General features: G+C 70.6%; 15 protein-coding genes. 6 read left to right on the top strand and 9 right to left on the bottom strand.

The annotated features are described in order from the left end of the window. Positions 1 to 70 precede the first annotated feature (70 nt). Positions 71 to 769 carry a GntR family transcriptional regulator gene (locus AC1VM9_RS03000; RefSeq protein WP_483121071.1) on the top strand — a complete coding sequence of 233 codons (699 nt, stop codon included), beginning with the start codon at positions 71 to 73 and terminating at the stop codon, positions 767 to 769. An 18-nt stretch (positions 770 to 787) separates the two neighbouring features. On the opposite strand, the gene AC1VM9_RS02995 is transcribed toward AC1VM9_RS03000, so the two are convergent. The 7 genes from AC1VM9_RS02995 to AC1VM9_RS02965 all read right to left on the bottom strand — a co-directional run bounded on the left by AC1VM9_RS02995 (position 788) and on the right by AC1VM9_RS02965 (position 8,687). Beyond that, positions 788 to 1,450 carry a GntR family transcriptional regulator gene (locus AC1VM9_RS02995; RefSeq protein ID WP_481341885.1) on the bottom strand — a complete coding sequence of 221 codons (663 nt, stop codon included), beginning with the start codon at positions 1,448 to 1,450 and terminating at the stop codon, positions 788 to 790. A 233-nt stretch (positions 1,451 to 1,683) separates the two neighbouring features. Beyond that, positions 1,684 to 2,472 carry an amino acid ABC transporter ATP-binding protein gene (locus AC1VM9_RS02990; protein ID WP_483123957.1) on the bottom strand — a complete coding sequence of 263 codons (789 nt, stop codon included), beginning with the start codon at positions 2,470 to 2,472 and terminating at the stop codon, positions 1,684 to 1,686. Between the two features lie 80 nt (positions 2,473 to 2,552). Further along, positions 2,553 to 3,452 (bottom strand): amino acid ABC transporter permease, encoded by a 900-nt coding sequence (locus AC1VM9_RS02985; protein WP_483121069.1) that lies wholly within the window; start codon positions 3,450 to 3,452, stop codon positions 2,553 to 2,555. Positions 3,453 to 3,552: 100 nt separating this feature from the next. Then, entirely contained in the window at positions 3,553 to 4,485 is a 933-nt protein-coding gene (locus AC1VM9_RS02980) for an ABC transporter substrate-binding protein (RefSeq protein ID WP_483121067.1), read from the bottom strand. A gap of 643 nt (positions 4,486 to 5,128) precedes the next feature. Beyond that, the gene (locus tag AC1VM9_RS02975) at positions 5,129 to 5,509 is read right to left on the bottom strand and encodes an Hpt domain-containing protein (RefSeq protein ID WP_483121065.1); all 381 of its coding nucleotides are present in this window, start codon (positions 5,507 to 5,509) and stop codon (positions 5,129 to 5,131) included. Beyond that, complete coding sequence (locus AC1VM9_RS02970) at positions 5,506 to 5,883, bottom strand: response regulator (protein ID WP_481343809.1); 378 nt, start codon at positions 5,881 to 5,883, stop codon at positions 5,506 to 5,508. Before AC1VM9_RS02970 ends, AC1VM9_RS02975 begins: the two co-directional genes overlap by 4 nt. Next, entirely contained in the window at positions 5,880 to 8,687 is a 2,808-nt protein-coding gene (locus AC1VM9_RS02965) for an ATP-binding protein (RefSeq protein WP_483121063.1), read from the bottom strand. Before AC1VM9_RS02965 ends, AC1VM9_RS02970 begins: the two co-directional genes overlap by 4 nt. 432 nt (positions 8,688 to 9,119) lie before the next feature. Between AC1VM9_RS02965 and AC1VM9_RS02960 the strand changes: the two genes are divergently transcribed. The 4 genes from AC1VM9_RS02960 to AC1VM9_RS02945 all read left to right on the top strand — a co-directional run bounded on the left by AC1VM9_RS02960 (position 9,120) and on the right by AC1VM9_RS02945 (position 14,040). Beyond that, on the top strand, positions 9,120 to 9,536 hold the full coding sequence (locus tag AC1VM9_RS02960) for a CBS domain-containing protein (RefSeq protein WP_481341818.1): 417 nt from the start codon (positions 9,120 to 9,122) through the stop codon (positions 9,534 to 9,536). 260 nt (positions 9,537 to 9,796) lie between these two features. Beyond that, on the top strand, positions 9,797 to 11,791 hold the full coding sequence (locus AC1VM9_RS02955; protein ID WP_483121060.1) for a S53 family peptidase: 1,995 nt from the start codon (positions 9,797 to 9,799) through the stop codon (positions 11,789 to 11,791). Positions 11,792 to 11,890: 99 nt separating this feature from the next. After that, positions 11,891 to 12,445 (top strand): gluconokinase, encoded by a 555-nt coding sequence (locus tag AC1VM9_RS02950; RefSeq protein ID WP_483121059.1) that lies wholly within the window; start codon positions 11,891 to 11,893, stop codon positions 12,443 to 12,445. Further along, positions 12,442 to 14,040: a GntP family permease gene (locus AC1VM9_RS02945; RefSeq protein ID WP_483121057.1), complete on the top strand. Its 1,599-nt coding sequence runs from the start codon at positions 12,442 to 12,444 to the stop codon at positions 14,038 to 14,040. Before AC1VM9_RS02950 ends, AC1VM9_RS02945 begins: the two co-directional genes overlap by 4 nt. A gap of 16 nt (positions 14,041 to 14,056) precedes the next feature. Here the strand turns inward: AC1VM9_RS02945 and AC1VM9_RS02940 are convergent, their stop codons facing one another. Both AC1VM9_RS02940 and AC1VM9_RS02935 read right to left on the bottom strand, forming a co-directional pair. Next, positions 14,057 to 14,746, bottom strand: a complete 690-nt coding sequence (locus AC1VM9_RS02940) for a DUF981 family protein (RefSeq protein ID WP_483121055.1) — start codon at positions 14,744 to 14,746, stop codon at positions 14,057 to 14,059. A 144-nt stretch (positions 14,747 to 14,890) separates the two neighbouring features. After that, positions 14,891 to 15,055, bottom strand: a complete 165-nt coding sequence (locus AC1VM9_RS02935) for a hypothetical protein (protein WP_481341823.1) — start codon at positions 15,053 to 15,055, stop codon at positions 14,891 to 14,893. 93 nt (positions 15,056 to 15,148) lie between these two features. Between AC1VM9_RS02935 and AC1VM9_RS02930 the strand changes: the two genes are divergently transcribed. Further along, positions 15,149 to 15,721, top strand: coding sequence for a TetR/AcrR family transcriptional regulator (locus tag AC1VM9_RS02930; RefSeq protein WP_481344450.1), 573 nt, complete (start codon positions 15,149 to 15,151; stop codon positions 15,719 to 15,721). Positions 15,722 to 15,757: the final 36 nt, after the last annotated feature.

The raw sequence follows: 15,757 nt of genomic DNA, 5'->3' as shown, positions 1-15,757 counted from the left end.
TCGGCCGGGGCTGAGGCAGACCTCGTCGTTCCAGATCTTCTCAACTGTACGGCTGTAGTACATTCGCAGGATGTCCGGGATCGAAGGCATCGAGGTGGTCGGGCGGAGCACCGCCCAGCAGGTCGCCGACGGGCTCGGGAACCTCATCCTCGACGGGTCGATGCGACCGGGTGAGCGGATCAGCGAGGCAGGCATCGCCCGGACCCTCGGCCTCTCGCGGAACACCGTGCGGGAGGCGCTGCGTCTGCTGCAGAGCTCCGGCCTCGTCCGGTACAGCTTCAACCGCGGCCTCGTGGTCTGGGACCCCACCGACGATGACATCCTCGACGTCTTCACGGTGCGCCTGCACCTCGAGAGGCTCGCCGCGACCAGTCTCGGGAAGCGCACCGACCTCAGCGGGGTCGAGGCGGCCCACGCGACGTTCGAGGCGGCGCTGGAGTCCGGGGACGCGCGCACCATCGTGGAGACCGACCTCGCGATCCACCAGGCGATCGTGGCCACCCTCGGCAGCCCCCGGCTGGACGCGTTCTATGCGGGTCTGATGGTCGAGCTGCGCTACTTCCTGGTCCTGCTCAGCGTGGACCGGCGCGAGTACGAGAACACCGACGCAGTGCGGTCCGAGCACCGTGACCTGGTGGAGGCCTTCGCCTCGCGCCGCCCGCAGAAGGCCGTCGCGGCGGTGACGGCTCTGCTGGAGGAGAACCGCGAGATGGTGCGGGACGTCATCGCCCGCCGGGCCGCCAACGAGGCCCCGGCGCCCGGCGCCTGAGCGCCGCGGGAGCGGATCTCAGCCGGCGTGCGGCCTCGAGGCGTCCGCTGCCATCCCCTCCTTGAGCGTCCCCTTCCCACCCTCGAAGTGCGTCTTCAGCACGGCGACGGCGCCCTCGACGTCACCGGTGTGGACGAGGTCGAGGATCCGGCGGTGCTCCTGGACGAGGTCGTCGCGCCGCTGCACGAGGTCCGCGCGGTCGTACGCGGTCGTCAGCAGGGCCAGGCAGAGCCGTGTCTCGGAGATCACCGTGGTGAACATGCGCTCCAGCCGGGGGCTGTCGGCGGCTGCCACGAGGGCGGTGTGGAAGTCGAGGTCGCGGCTGACGACCGTGCTCCAGTCGTCCGACTTCTCGGCCGACTCCATCGCGCGGACGATCCGGTCGAGGGTCTTGTACGACGACAGCGCCCGCGAGGTCCCGGTGACCCTCCGCAGCGCGGCCGTCTCCAGCGCCTCCCGCGCCAGGTAGATGTCGTCGATGTCCGCCGCCTCCAGCACGGGCACGAAGACACCGCGGTGCGGCTCGCTGCGCAGCAGCCCCTCCTGGATCAGCCGTTGGAGGGCCTCGCGGACCGGTCCCCGGCTCACACCGAAGCTCGCCGCGAGCTCCACCTCGTTGAGCTGGCTCCCGGGTCGGAGGGCGCCCTCGATGATGTCCGCCCGGATCCGCTCTCCGACCATGGCGGCGAAGGTGGTCCTCGGGATCGATGTTGACGAAACGGTGTTCCGCGCCACGGCGCAGCTCCCCTCAGTAAGCCGGGGCTCGGCCCCGGTGCACCGTGCTGGCACGGCATGGTCTGTCCACAGGTTGTTCGGGCTGCGGTCAGGAGCCGGTGGCGCCTGACCGCAGCCTGTTGACATTCTACAGAGACACTGATCCCTGGGTCGCGACCCTCGTACCCGGTGTGGGTGGGTCAGAGCACCTTGTCGAGGAACTTGCGGGTGCGGGGTTCCTTCGGGTTGCCCAGGACCTGGGTGGGGGGGCCTTGTTCGACGATGCGGCCGCCGTCCATGAACAGGACGGTGTCGGCGACCTCGTTGGCGAAGCCCATCTCGTGGGTGGCCACGAGCATGGTCATGCCGCGGTGGGCGAGGTCTTTCATGACCGCGAGGACCTCGCCGACGCGTTCGGGGTCCAGGGCGCTGGTGGGTTCGTCGAAGAGCATGACCTTGGGGTCCATGGCCAGGGCGCGGGCGATGGCGACGCGTTGTTGCTGGCCGCCGGACAGCTGCCAGGGGTAGTGCTCGCCGTGGCCCTGCAGCCCGACGCTGGCCAGCAGGGCCTCGGCCCGCTCGCGGGCCTCGGCCTTGGGGGTGCCCTTGACCAGGACCGGGCCGGACATGACGTTCTCGCGGGCGGTCATGTTGGGGAAGAGGTTGAAGGACTGGAAGACCATCCCGATGCGGGTGCGTTGGGCGGCGACCTGTTTGCGGGTCAGGGCCTGGTAGGCGGTGTCGTGCTCGCGGAAGCCGAGGTCCTCGCCGTTGACGCGCAGGATGCCGCGGTCGATCTCCTCGAGGCCGTCGATGCAGCGCAGCAGGGTCGACTTGCCCGAGCCGCTGGGGCCGATGAGGCAGACGATCTCCCCGCAGGCCACGTCCAGGTCGATCCGGTCCAGCACGACCCGCTGGCCGAAGGACTTGCGCAGGCCGTGGGCGTACACCGTGCCCACCCCGTCCGGGCGGTCCACCGCACGGTCCATCGCACGGTCCGGTGTGCCGTCCGGTGTGCCGGTCGTCCGGCTGGTCGGCTTGCTGGTCGTCTTGCTGTTGGTCGCACCGGTCATCGGGCTTCACCTCCGAGGGTGGCGTCCAGCGGCAGTGGGGGCTGTGCGGCACCGGTGGTGGCGCGGGTCCTGGTGCGGGAGTACTTCTTCTCGATGAGGGACTGGGGGTAGCTCAGGGCCAGGGTCATGAGCAGGTACCAGAGGCAGGCCACGATCAGCAGCGGGATGGTCTGGTAGGTGCGGGCGTAGATGAGCTGGACGCTTTGCAGCAGCTCGGCCACCCCGAGGACGCTGACCAGGGAGGTCTCCTTGAACATGCCGATGACCTGGTTGCCGACGGCCGGGATGACGGTGGGCATGGACTGCGGGATGATGATGCGCCACAGCTTGGTCCGTCCGCTCATGCCCAGGGAGTCGGCGGCCTCGAGCTGGCCCTTGTCGACGGAGGCGAACCCGCCGCGGATGATCTCGGCCAGGTAGGCGGCCACGTTCAGGGACAGCCCGACGATGGCCGCGGTGGTGGCCGACATGAGGGCGTTGACGTCCACGGCGCGGGAGATGTCGGTGAACGGGATGCCGATGCTGATGTTCGGGTAGAGCGCGGCGATGTTGAACCAGAAGATGAGCTGGACCAGCACCGGGGTGCCGCGGAAGAAGGTGATGTAGCCGGAGGCCAGCAGCCGCACCGGGCGGACCTTGGACACCCGCAGGATCGCGATGAGCAGCCCCAGGATGGTCCCGAAGAACATCGTCAGCGCGGTCAGCACCAGGGTCAGGCCCAGGCCCTTGAGCACGGTGGGGGCGGTGAAGTACTGCCCGACCACGTCCCACTCGTAGTGCTCGTTGCTGGTCAGGGTGCGCGCCAGGCCGGCCACGACCAGCACGCACAGCGCCCACGCGGCATACTCCCAGAGCCCGCGGCGGTGCAGCCGCGGCTTGTCGGCCGCCGCCGGCACCGAGCCGGCGGGGCCGGCCGGCCCAGTAGGGCCGGTGGGGCCGGTGGGGCCGGTGGGGGGTGTCGGACCTCTGTGTCGCAACGTCGTACCGGCCATGGCGTTACTTCAGCAGCTCGGAGCTGGAGATGGCGCCGGTGCCCAGGCCCCACTTGTCCAGGGTGGCCTTGTACGCCGGGCCGGCCATCAGCGACTGCATCGCCGCGTGCAGCGCCGGGCCCAGCCCTGACGTCTTCGCGGTCCCCAGTGCGACGATGTTGTTGCCGACCTTCTTCTTGTACCGCTGCGGGTACAGCTCAAAGGCCTGCGGCTGCTGCTTGGCGGCCCACGCCAACGGCGCGGTGTCGGAGAAGACGCCGTCGATCCGCTTGGAGGCCAGCTGCGTCAAAGAGCCCTGCACGTCCGGCAGGACCACCGCGTCGACCGCCGGCTTGCCCGCGGCCTGACAGTCGTCCGAGATCTGCGGCAGGTACTTCTCGGCCTGGGTCGAGCCGGTCACCACCGCGATCTTGTGTCCGCACAGCGTCATCTGGTCCGTGATGCTCAGCTTGAGCGGGTTGCCCTTGGCGATCACCAGCGACGACCCGGCCGACCAGTAGGTGACCATGTCCAGCACCTTGAGCCGCTCCGGGGTTGGGCTCATGTTCGTCGCGGTGAAGTCGAAACGACCGGCGGAGAGGCCGGGGATGATGGTGTCGAACGAGACGTTCTTGATCTCGAGCTTCAGTCCGAGCGTCTTCGCCAGGAGCGTGGCGATGTCGACGTTGTACCCGACCGGTGTCTTGTTGTCGGTGTCCAGGTACGAGGTGGGCGGGTTGTGCAGGTCCGCGGCCATCGAGATCGTGCCGCGCTCCTTGACCGCCGCCGGCAACAGCTTGACCGCCGCCGGGTCCACCTGAACCGCCGGCACCGACCCGGTCGGAGCCGCACCAGCGGCGTCGGTCGTACCCCCGGCGGCCGACGAGCTGCACGCCGCGGCCGAGAGCAGGAGCACAGGAGCCAACGCCGCGAGGCATACGCGTCGCTTGATGCTCATTGTCTGGTTTCCTTCGGTGGTAGCGCCATTGATACGGGTCATGTCCAACTTCCTTGTTTCGCGGGCGAGCTCACTCTCGCCCGGGTGGGTCTCGGTGTGTTGCTGGGTGGTCGAAGGTCCGTGCTGGGTGGCCAGCTGCCGCGGCGGGCACGAGCGATCCGCTCGGTGGAGGTGCGCCACTTCTCCGTGGTCGGTGACATCGCTGTCGCCTGCGACCCCGCGCTGGACTCACCTACTCGTCGTCAGGCAGGACCAGCCCCCCGCGCGTCGACGTCGTCGTCGCGGCGAGGAGGTCGCTCCATGTCCTCGGTGCGCAGGGGCGCGCCGAGGGATGCGGGCCGCTGCCGTAACCGGGTAGTGGCTTGTCACGGACTCTGCGCGGGTCTGCATCCGGGCACGCCGAATGCCGGTGGCTTCGGTCGGCGCGATGGGGGAGGTCCCGCTGACCACTGGCGCCTGGTGGGGGCTGCTTGCCAGGCCCGGGGTGGTCGGAGCTGATCAGGTTCTGTCGCTGGCCGGGGAGTGCGTCGGGGGGAACTGCGGAGCGCTCATTGAAGGCAGCCCTCTCTCTTCGGTCGTTGCCGCAAGAGTAGAGAGCGGGACGGAAGACTGTCAACAGTTGACGGGAAGAGTTTGGGCCTGGCTACTCGTCGTCGGTCGCGGCCGCGCCCGCGAGGACCTGGCGCAGAGCGGCCGCCTGGCCTCGCAAGACGGCGACGTCGCCCGGGCGGGGGCCCTCGGCGAACGCGTCCTCGAGCTGCCTGGCCGGTGCGGTGGCCTGCGGAAAGCCCACCGTTCCCGCTGCACCCGCGACCCGGTGCGCAGCGCGCTCGGCCGCGTGCCGCTCCTCCTCGTCGAGGACGTCGCCCGCCAGGTGCTCGACGGCCGTGTCGATGGTGTCGAGGTTCTCGGTGAAGGACGCGCGGGCCCGGTCGTAGATGGCCTGCAGCCGTTCGGCGGCGCTCGGCCCGGCACCGGCCCCGCCGGCCGGTGAGCCGTCGGAACGGGGACCTGTGGCGTTCACGAGTCCCACCCGAGCAGCTGGGAGACCTGCACCGACAGGGAGAACGGGTCGAAGGGCTTGGCGAGGACGCCCGCCACGCCCAGGCCGTCCCACCGCCGCCGTTCGGCCGGTTGCACCTTCGCGGTGAGCAGCACGACCGGCACGTCGCGCGTGCGTGGATCGTCCTGCAGCCGGGCGAAGGTCGTGGGCCCGTCCATGACGGGCATCATCACGTCGAGGATGATGGCATCGGGTGGGTCGGCGGCTGCCATGGTCAACGCCTCCATGCCGTTGGAGGCCGCGGTGACCTCCCACCCGGCCACCATCTCGAGACTGGCCTGGGCGACCTCACGGATCGCGTCGTCGTCGTCGACGATGAGCACTCGCCGGCTCATCGGGTGCCTCCCGTGACCACCGCGTCGAGGAGCTGCAGCACCTGGTGCTGCACATCGGCCGGGTTCGTCCGCGCCTTCGTGAAGAACTGCGTCGGACCGAGACGGAGTCGCTGCTTGTCGTGCTCGTCGAGCTCCAGCGCGCTGTAGACGACCAGAGGCACGCGACACAGCCTCGGGTCCTCGCGGAGCCAGTCGACCAGGTCGAACCCGTCACCGTCGGGGAGCAGCAGGTCGAGCAGCAGCAGGTCGGGCGCGATCTCCTGGCTCAGCCGGAGGGCGTCCCGGGCGGTGTGCGCGGCCACCGCGGTCACGCCGTGCTCGGCGAAGAGCGCCACGAGCACGCCGGTCAACGCCGGGTCGTCCTCGACGATGAGCAGGCGGGGTCCCGCGCCGCCGTCCGCGACCGCGACGTTCAGCTCGGCCAGCAGCCAGGCGATGTCGAGGGGCTTGGTCAGCCAGGCGACGACATCGGTCGGCACGCGTCCGGGTTCGGTGCCGCTGATGACGATGACCGGGACATCGCGGGTCCGCTCGTCGGCCCGCAGTGCCGAGATGGCCGTCCAACCGTCTTGTCCCGGCAGGGCCAGGTCCATCAGGACCGCGGCCGGCGTCTCCCGGAGAGCCAGCGTCAGGGCCTCCTCGGCGGATCCCGCGCCGACCACCCGATAGCCCTCGGAACGGAGCAGCTCGGAGATGACGGCGCGGGTCGCGGGGTCGTCCTCGCAGACGAGGACCGGTGGGACCGGTCGGATCGCGTCCGGCGCCCCGAGCGGGTCGGAGGCATCGACCATCGGGAGCGTGAAGCAGAAGGTCGCGCCCGAGCCGGGCTCACTGAGGGCCCAGATCCGCCCGCCGTGCTGCTCGACGATGCCGCGACAGATCGCCAGGCCGAGACCGCTGCCTTCCTTCTCCCGGCTGTCCGAGGCATCCACCTGCGCGAACCGTCCGAAGACGGCTTCCAGATGGTCCGCTGGGATGCCGTCTCCCTCGTCGCTGACGGTGACGGTCACCTCCCTGTCCGTCTCCGCGGCGGTGATCCGGACGGTGCCCTCGGCTGGCGAGAACTTGACGGCGTTGGAGAGCAGGTTGGTGAGCGTCTGGACGATGCGGTCCGCGTCCGCGTCCACGGCGCCTCGGACCTCGCCGACCTGCAGCCGAACCCTTGCCTGCGCGGCGAGCCCGGTCATCTCCTCGACGGCGCGGGCCACGAGCTCGCTGACCGACCACGCCTTTCGGTGCAGCGCGAGCTTGCCCGAGGCGATCCGCTCGACGTCGAGGATGTCGTTGATGAGACGGATCAGACGGTCGGTGGACTCGACCGCGATGTGCACCATGCGCTGTGCCCTCGGCTCCGCGTCCTTGAGCAACCCGCCCTGCAGCAGGCCCAGGGCGCCCCGCAGGGACGTGAGTGGTGTGCGCAGCTCGTGGCTGACGACCGAGACGAACTCGTCCTTCATCCGGTCGACCTCCCGACGCTCGGTCACGTCGCGGAACATCAGCACCGCGCCGGTGACCTCCTCCGAGTCCCGGGTCGGTGCCACGGTGAGCTCGACGGGGAAGTAGGTGCCGTCCGCCCGGCGGTAGGTCGCGTCGGTCACGGCGCGGACCTGACCGTCGAGGAGAGCCTGCGCGACCGGGTCCAACGCTGCCGGCCCGGGCTCGCCGCGGGCGTCGAGCGGCTGGGTCACCTCGTGGAGGGAACGGCCGGCGAGCTCGGTCGGCGGACGCCCGAGCAACGCCGCCGCCGCCGGGTTGACGAAGGTCAGCCGCCCCAGCCGGTCGAGACCCACGATGCCCTCGCCCGCCCCGTCGAGGATGGAGCGGTGCTGGTGCGTGAGCTGCTCGAGCGCCTGGGTGCGCCGCCGCACCGTGTCCTCCAGGTGTCCGGTGAGCCGGATGTTGTCCGCGAGCGTCAGCATGTGCCGGAAGACCAGCAGGGCAACGACGGCGACCAGGACGCCGACGAGGACTCGGTCCGCGAGCAGGCCCGGCGACCCGGCGACGACGACCAGCACGGCCGCCACGGGCAGGTAGGGCAGCAGCTCGCGCGCGAGGGCGCGCGGGTCCACGCGGTCCTCGGCGACGTCCGCACGGCGCGAGGGCGCGAGAGCGGCCAGACCGAGCAGCATGTAGCCGACGGTCCAGCCGAGGTCGAGGCCGCTTCCCGCGGCGTCCTTCCCCTGGAGCGCGAGGTAGCTGATTCCAGTGTCGGCACAGGCGATCGACACGAACCCGGCAGCGACGAGGAGGATGGGAAGGCGTTCGCGGCCCGCCGCACGGATGGCGAGGCCGGTGGCGATCGAGATGATGACGATGTCGGCGAGCGGGTAGATCAGGTAGACCGCGAGGTAGATCCAGGTCACGTCGCCGAGCTGCTCGAAGAGGGGCCCGACGACCAGGATCCAGCTGATGAACAACAGCGCGGCGCCCACGACGAGCCCGTCCGCGATGGACCGCACCCGCGCCGCCGGGGTCAGCTCCCGGCTCGGAAGCGTCAGCATCGCCCCGATGGCGAACGGCACGACTGCGACGAAGAAGACGTCAGCGGGCCCGGGATAGGTCTGCGCGTCCGGCGCCAGCACCTGGTAGTAGAACCAGACCGTGTTGCCGAGGGCGTAGCACGTCGCAGCGGCGCCCAGCAGCCACCACGGGAGGCGCTGTCCGGGCCCCCGGAGGCGGGCCGCACGGAAGCACGCACCGCCCGCGAAGACCGAGAACAGCACGAACCCCGCGTCGCTGACGGCCCGGACGACTGTCTGGCTGCCGCGGCCGGTCAGGCCGAAGGCGGCCAGCGCCACGGCCACGACGACGCATCCGATGGCCGCCCTGCGGAAAGGGACCCACTCAGTTCGTCGCACTCGAGACATGCATCCCCGTGTCTTTGCACAAAAGCCTCGAATCGGGCTGAACCGATACTGGCACGGAACCGCGGGTGCGCGCGGTGTTTGCGGAATGAACCGTGGCGGGACGAGCACTCGAGCCGGCCGCACCCGAGCGGGCCCCCGCACCGCCGGCGCGATGCGCGACCGAACGAGTCGTTCGGTCGCGAACGCGCCTCCGGGGCTCGAACGCCCCGGTGCACCGGCGTTCTCGGCACCGAACGAGTCGTTCGGTGCCGATTGGGGGTGGGGTGGGGCGCCAGGGTCGGGGACGGGTGGGTATGGGAGCTGACGGCTCGGTGCACCGCGCGCTCGGGCACCGGGCTGAGTCCGAACTGGTTCCGAAGGAGGACGCCTGTGACTACAGCACGCGAAGCAATGACCGCCGGTGCGGAGTGCATCGGCGAGAACGACACCATCCGTGAGGCCGCCCAGCGACTCAAGGAGCTGCAGGTGGGCTCGCTGCCGATCTGCGGGACCGACGACCGGCTCAAGGGCATGGTCACGGACCGTGACATCGTCATCAAGGTCGTCGCCGAGGGACTCGACCCCGAGTCGACGACGGCGGGCTCACTCGCCGAGGGCAAGCCCGTGACCATCGGTGCGGACGACTCCTTGGAAGAGGCGTTGCGCACCATGAGCGAGCACCGGGTGCGGCGCCTCCCGGTGATCGACGGCCATCAGCTGGTCGGCATGCTCAGCCAGGCCGACCTGGCGCGGGCACTGCCCGACGATGCGGCCGGCGACCTCGTCAAGGCCATCTCGGAGGGCTGAGACGCCGGTCGCGACGACGCTCGGCGTCGCGACCGGCACCGGCGGTGGGCCTGGGCAGCACGACGGCGCGCCCCCACCGCCGGTGCCGTCGCGCGCCGGCGTCCGCGTCGACCATCGCCCGTCGGGCCCTGACGGCGTTGCGGGCGGTGGTCCCGCTGGCGCAGGGCTTGTCAACGGGCTCGGCAGGGAGTCCACTGAGATCGCATCTCCACGTGGTCGTGAAGCAGTCCGCGGCCCTGGGTTCCGACAAAGGAGCACACGTGCGATCGCTTCGAAGGATCCCGCTCGTCGGGGTGGCGGTGGCCGCCCTGGTGACGAGCGCCGGCATCGCCTCCTCGGCGGCCGGCACCAGCGGTGGGAGCACCGCGCTGCCCGGCAGCCTGCCGACCTGGGCCACGGCGGCCCACCGGGTCGGTCCGGCCAGTGGTTCACAGCGGGTCGGTTTCCGCGTCTACCTGCGCAACCACGACGCCGCGGGCGCCATGGCGTACGCCCGTGCCGTCTCCACCAAGGGCAGCGCGCTCTACGGCAAGTTCCTCACTCCCGCCCAGTTCCGTGCCAGGTTCAGCCCGACGGACGCCGACGTCGCGCGGGTCGAGTCGTGGCTGCGCAGCCAGGGCTTCACGGTCGGCGTCGTCCCCGACAACAACAAGTACGTCGAGGCGGTCGGCACGGTCGCGGCGGCGTCGACGGCGTTCCACACCTCCTTCGCGACGTTCCGCTACAAGGGTCAGACGATGCGGTCGAACACGTCCGCCCTGTCGGTGCCCTCCGCGCTGAGCTCGATCCAGGGAGTGATCGGGCTGGACGAGTCGGCCAACCTCGTCCACACCGACGCATCGCCGCCCGCGGGGTTCCGCAACGCCCCGCCGTGCTCGCAGTACTGGGGCCAGAAGACGATCTCGAACACACCCACCCCCGACGGCACGGTGCTGACGCCCGGCCCGTGGTCGGACAACGCGGCCGGCACCGTGACGGCCCACTCCGTCACGGCCTTCGCCCCGTGCGGGTACGCCGGTACCCAGCTGCAGGGCGCGTACGGCCTGACCGGGGCGATCCGCTCGGGCAACGACGGGACGGGCGTGACCGTGGCCGTCATCGACGCCTACGCCTCGCCGACCGTCGTCAACGACGTGACCGAGTACTCACGCAGGCACGGTCTCCCGCCGATCGCCGGGCACTTCAGCCAGGTCGTCGCGCCGGGCACCTTCGTCCGCCCGCAGAACCCGCGACAGGACCCGGAGGGCTGGAGCGGCGAGGAGACCCTGGACATCGAGGCCGTGCACACCATGGCCCCGGGTGCAGACATCGTCTACGTGGGCTCGCCGAACAACTACCGCGACCTCGACGCCGTCATGAACAGGGTGGTCGACCGGCACCTGGCCGACATCGTCACCAACTCCTACGGGTACGCCGGCGAGGCGCTGCCTCCCGGCTACGTCAAGCCGCAGGAGGACACGTACATCCAGGCGGCAGCGGAGGGCATCAGCCTGTTCTTCTCCTCGGGCGACAGCGGCGACGAGACCTTCGGCGACGCCTCCGCCACGCCGAGTCCCGACTGGCCGGCGTCGAGCCCGTGGGTCACCGCGGTCGGCGGGACCTCGATGGGCGTGACGCAGGCCGACACCCGCCTGTTCGAGCTCGGCTGGCAGACGGGAACCAGCACGTGGAGCAGGACGGCGTCGTCGTGGGGACCGCTGTCCTACCTCTACGGCGGCGGCGGCGGGACCAGCCGGCTGTTCGCCCAGCCGTGGTACCAGCAGGGCGTCGTGCCGAACAGCATCGCGACCTACCACGGAACCGCCCCGGCGGCCCGCGTCGTACCGGACGTCTCGGCGCTCGGTGACCCGAACACCGGGATGCTCGTCGGGCAGACCCAGCGGTTCTCCGACGGCACCTACTACGACGAGTACCGGATCGGGGGCACGAGCCTGTCCTCGCCGCTGTACGCGGGCATGTTCGCCCTGGCCGTCCAGAACCACGGCAGCTACGGGCTGGCGAACCCGGCCCTGTACGCGGCCCGCACCGTGTCGTACGACGTGACGAAGAGCCTCCGCTCGACGTACCCGGGAGCCATCCGGGTCAACTTCGTCAACTCCCAGAACGGCACCGACGGATACACCTACATCACCCGGACCTTCGACTGGGACGAGCCGCTGACGATCCACGTCAGGCCCGGCTACGACGAGGTCACCGGTGTCGGGTCACCTGCCGGAACCGCCTGGTTGAGCGCGGTCAGCGGCTACGGAGGCTGAGCCTGCGACCGGGTCACCCGGTCGCCCTCGGAGGGTCCGCCGCTCAACCCGAGCGGCGGACCCGCCCTCCGGCCGGGAAGTCGGGCTAGGTTCGTGAGCATGGTCGACGAAGCTGCGGCCGTGAGGCCGACCACCGTTCCCGATGTCGTCATCGTCATGGGGGTGTCCGGCAGTGGCAAGACGACGGTTGCCAAGGGCATCTCCACCGTCATGGGGTGGGAGTTCGCCGAGGGGGACGCGTTCCACTCGGAGGCAAACGTCGCGAAGATGCGGAGCGGGCAGGCGCTCACGGATGCGGACCGCTGGCCCTGGCTCGAGTCGATCGGCAGCTGGATCAGCGCCAAGGAGGCGGCGGGGGAGTCGGCCGTCGTGACCTGCTCGGCGCTGCGCCGCGCCTACCGCGACCTCCTGCGTCGCGGCCGCCCGCACGTGCGCTTCCTGCATGTCACCGCCGCCCCGGACGTCATTCGCGACCGCATGGAGCATCGTGCGGGGCACTACATGCCGGCCTCACTCCTGCCCAGCCAGATCGCGACGCTCGAACCGTTGGACGACGACGAACCGGGTACCACGGTGACGAACGAGGGCACCGCAGCCCAGGTGCTCGCCCGAGCCCTGTCCGCCCTCGGTCTGCGAAAGGACGCCACGGCATGATCCTGCACCCGACTACTGCACCCCAGTCCTTCGTCCTCGCCCTGCCGGCGGATCCCCCGAAGGTGCCCTACGCGGGTGACGGGCAGCTCGTCGCCGCCTGCATCCTCGGCATCCTCGCCGTCGTCCTGCTCATCACCGTCGCCAAGGTCCACCCCTTCCTGTCGCTCATGCTCGGCTCGGCCGTCCTCGGCGCCGTGGCGACCATGCCGCCGGGCGACATCGTCGCGAGCTTCCTCGACGGCTTCGGCAGCACGGCCGGCTCCGTAGGCGTCCTCATCGCCCTCGGGGCCATGATCGGCAAGCTGCTCGAGGACTCCGGCGGTGCCAACCGCATCGTGTCGACCATGGTGGGCCGCGTCGGGCCCGGGCGGCTGCCGTGGGTCATGGCGGCGATCGCAGCGATCCTCGGCCTCCCGCTGTTCTTCGAGGTCGGGGTCGTCCTCCTCGTCCCGGTCATCATCCTCGTGGCCCGCCGGACCGGCCTGTCCCTGATGCGCATCGGCATCCCCGCCCTCGCCGGACTGTCCGTCCTGCACGGTCTGGTGCCACCGCACCCGGGACCGCTGACGGCGATCGGCCTCCTGAACGCCGACCTCGGCCGAACCCTGCTCTACGGCATCATCATCGCCATCCCGACGGTCATCGTCGCGGGGCCCGTGCTCGCCCGCTACGTGGATCGCTGGGTCCCCAAGTTCGTCGACACCGAGACGCGAGTTCCGGTGACGGTCGCGAGCGGCGCCGGGGCCGCGGGGGTCCGGGATCGGCGCGAGCCCGAGGGCGTCCGGGCCGGCGGGGATCCCGCACGGCCGGGCCCCCAGGCGGCACGAGGCGCGCCGGGCAACGAGGATGCCGCGCGCACGGCCCGGCGGGCCGGGCCCGTCGCCACGTTCGACGACCTCGAGGCCCCCTTGGCTCCGGGCCGGCGACGGGTGTCCTTCGGCGCCGCCATCGTCGGCATCACCCTGCCTGTGGCGCTCATGCTCATCGACGCCATCACCAAGCTCCTCGTGACCGACGCGAAGAGCGGTGTCCGCAAGGTCGTCGACTTCTTCGGCACCCCCACCGTCGCCCTCCTCATCGCGGTCCTGTTCTGCTACCTGGCGCTGGGCCTGCGCTCCGGCATGACGAAGGAGGAGGCCAGCGGGTCGGTGGGCGCGAGCCTCCCGCCGATCGCAGCGATCATCCTCATCGTCGCCGCCGGTGGCGGCTTCAAGCAGACGCTCATCGACGCCGGCGTCGGCAACGTCATCAAGGACTGGGCCACCGGGGTCAACATCTCCGTGCTCCTGCTCGGCTGGCTCGTTGCCGTGCTCATCCGGCTCGGCACCGGGTCCGCCACGGTGGCGACCATCACCGCGGCGGGGATCGTCGGCCCGCTCGCGTCCACGCTCAGCACCAGCCACCTGGCCCTCCTCGTCCTCGCCATCGGGTGCGGCTCGCTGTTCTTCAGCCATGTCAACGACGCCGGGTTCTGGCTCGTCAAGGAGTACTTCGGCCTGACGGTGGGGGAGACGATCAAGTCGTGGTCCGTGATGGAGACCGTCATCTCGGTCGTCGGCTTTGCGCTGGTCATGGTGCTGAGCATCGTCGTGTAGCTCCCATGCCTCGGGTTCACCACAGGTGCGAGGTCCCGTGGGCGATGTTGTAGTACATGCCGATGTGCGTGTAGAAGTTCATCGCGCCGAACAGGAGGAAGACCGCGCCACCCACGAACCAGGAGCGAACGGCCCAGAGCAGCAAGGCTGCTCGGTCGATGAGCTGGGCGACGGCGAACAGCAGCGCACCGATCGCGACGATGCCCCACAGGCCGCCGAGGAACAGCGCCTCGAGAAGCGGCAGGTGGCCGACGCGTCCACTGATCGGCTCCTCCGGCGGAGCGGCGCCGAGCTGGAAGCGGACGAAGGTGATGGCCAGCACGCCCATCGCCAGGCCGAGCGCGCCCACGAAGACGGCGACCGGCTTCAGGGCCCGCAGGGCCGCCGTGCCCGCCGCATCCGCATCGCCTGCGAACAGCGTCCGATGACGCCACAGGTAGACGGCCGCGAACAGGAGCAGGGCACCGAAACCAGCCGCGGGCTGGCCGAAGGCGATGTTGGCGTACTCGAAACCGTCACCGCCGAACGGCCAGGTCACGGTGGTGTGCAGCCCGAGCACGAGAAGGAGCAGTCCCGTGACGCCGAAGAAGGCGGCCCACCCCTCGCTGTCGATGCGCTTGCCGCGGATGAGATGGACCAGGAACCAGGCGAAACCCAGTAGCCCGGCTCCGGCGCTGATGGCGACCAGCTCGTTGTAGACGATCATGTCGTCCGTCCTCCTGTCTTCGACGGACGGGGACTCGGCCGTCTGTCGTTGCGTTGTCTGTCGTGGTGTCTTCTGCGTTGCAATTCCTGTTGGGGCGGATGGGTGTCCGCGGTGCGGGCACCTCTGTGGCCGAGCGCAACTCGGTCAGCGACGGTGTGCATGCGTCTCCGCCCGGGCCGCGCGACGGTCCGCCTCGACCCGCTGCACGGGGGGATCGTCGCGGGTCGCGTCGATGACGCCGACGACGAACCAGGCGACGACGAAGACGATGGCGATGACGGCCGGGACGAGTGCCTCGCCGGGGGTCATGATGGGCTCCTTCCTGGTGAGGACGTCCCTCACCATTATCGCTACAGTACGTGTAGCGATAATGGTCTCTCATTTGTTCCCGGAAGGAGCGGCATGACGCCTGCACGTGGTCGACCCCGCGACCCGAACACGGACCGCCGGATCGCCGGGGCCGCCTTGGAGCTGCTGCAGGAGCAGGGGCCCGATGGTGTCCACATCGACGCCGTCGCGTCCCGGTCCGGTGTCGCCCGCACCACCGTCTACCGGCGGTACGAGAACCGGGAGGCGCTCATGGGGGCGACCCTCGCCCTGCTGGGCGACGCGCCCGTGCCGGCGCCGGACCTGCCCGTCGAGGCTAAGGTGCGCTGGGTCCTCGAGCAGGCCCTCGACCTCGTGGAGAGGCAGCTCGGCCGCGGGGCGGTCGCGTCCGTGCTCGCCGACTCGGACCCGGCGTTCAGCGCGGCGCTGCGAGCCCTGCTCGTGGCCCGGCTGGAGTCCCTCCAGGTCGAGATCGACGCGGACATCGCGGCCGGCCGGATCCGACCCGGCACCGACGGCGAGGCGCTCGCCGGCCTCGCCTTCGGTGCCTACCTCGGGGAGCTGCTGCAGCACGGCCGGGCTCGGCGCGGGTGGGCCGACCGCGTGGTCGACCTGTTGATGCAGGGCCTTCGTCCGCCGTCCGCCTGACCGCCGCGGCCTCGGCCGGCGCGGTGAACTTCTGCG

The organism is Monashia sp. HAY1-11D (assembly GCF_056868035.1).
Note: the sequence above shows the minus strand (reverse complement) of the source record. Positions and strands in the feature narration are given on the sequence as shown.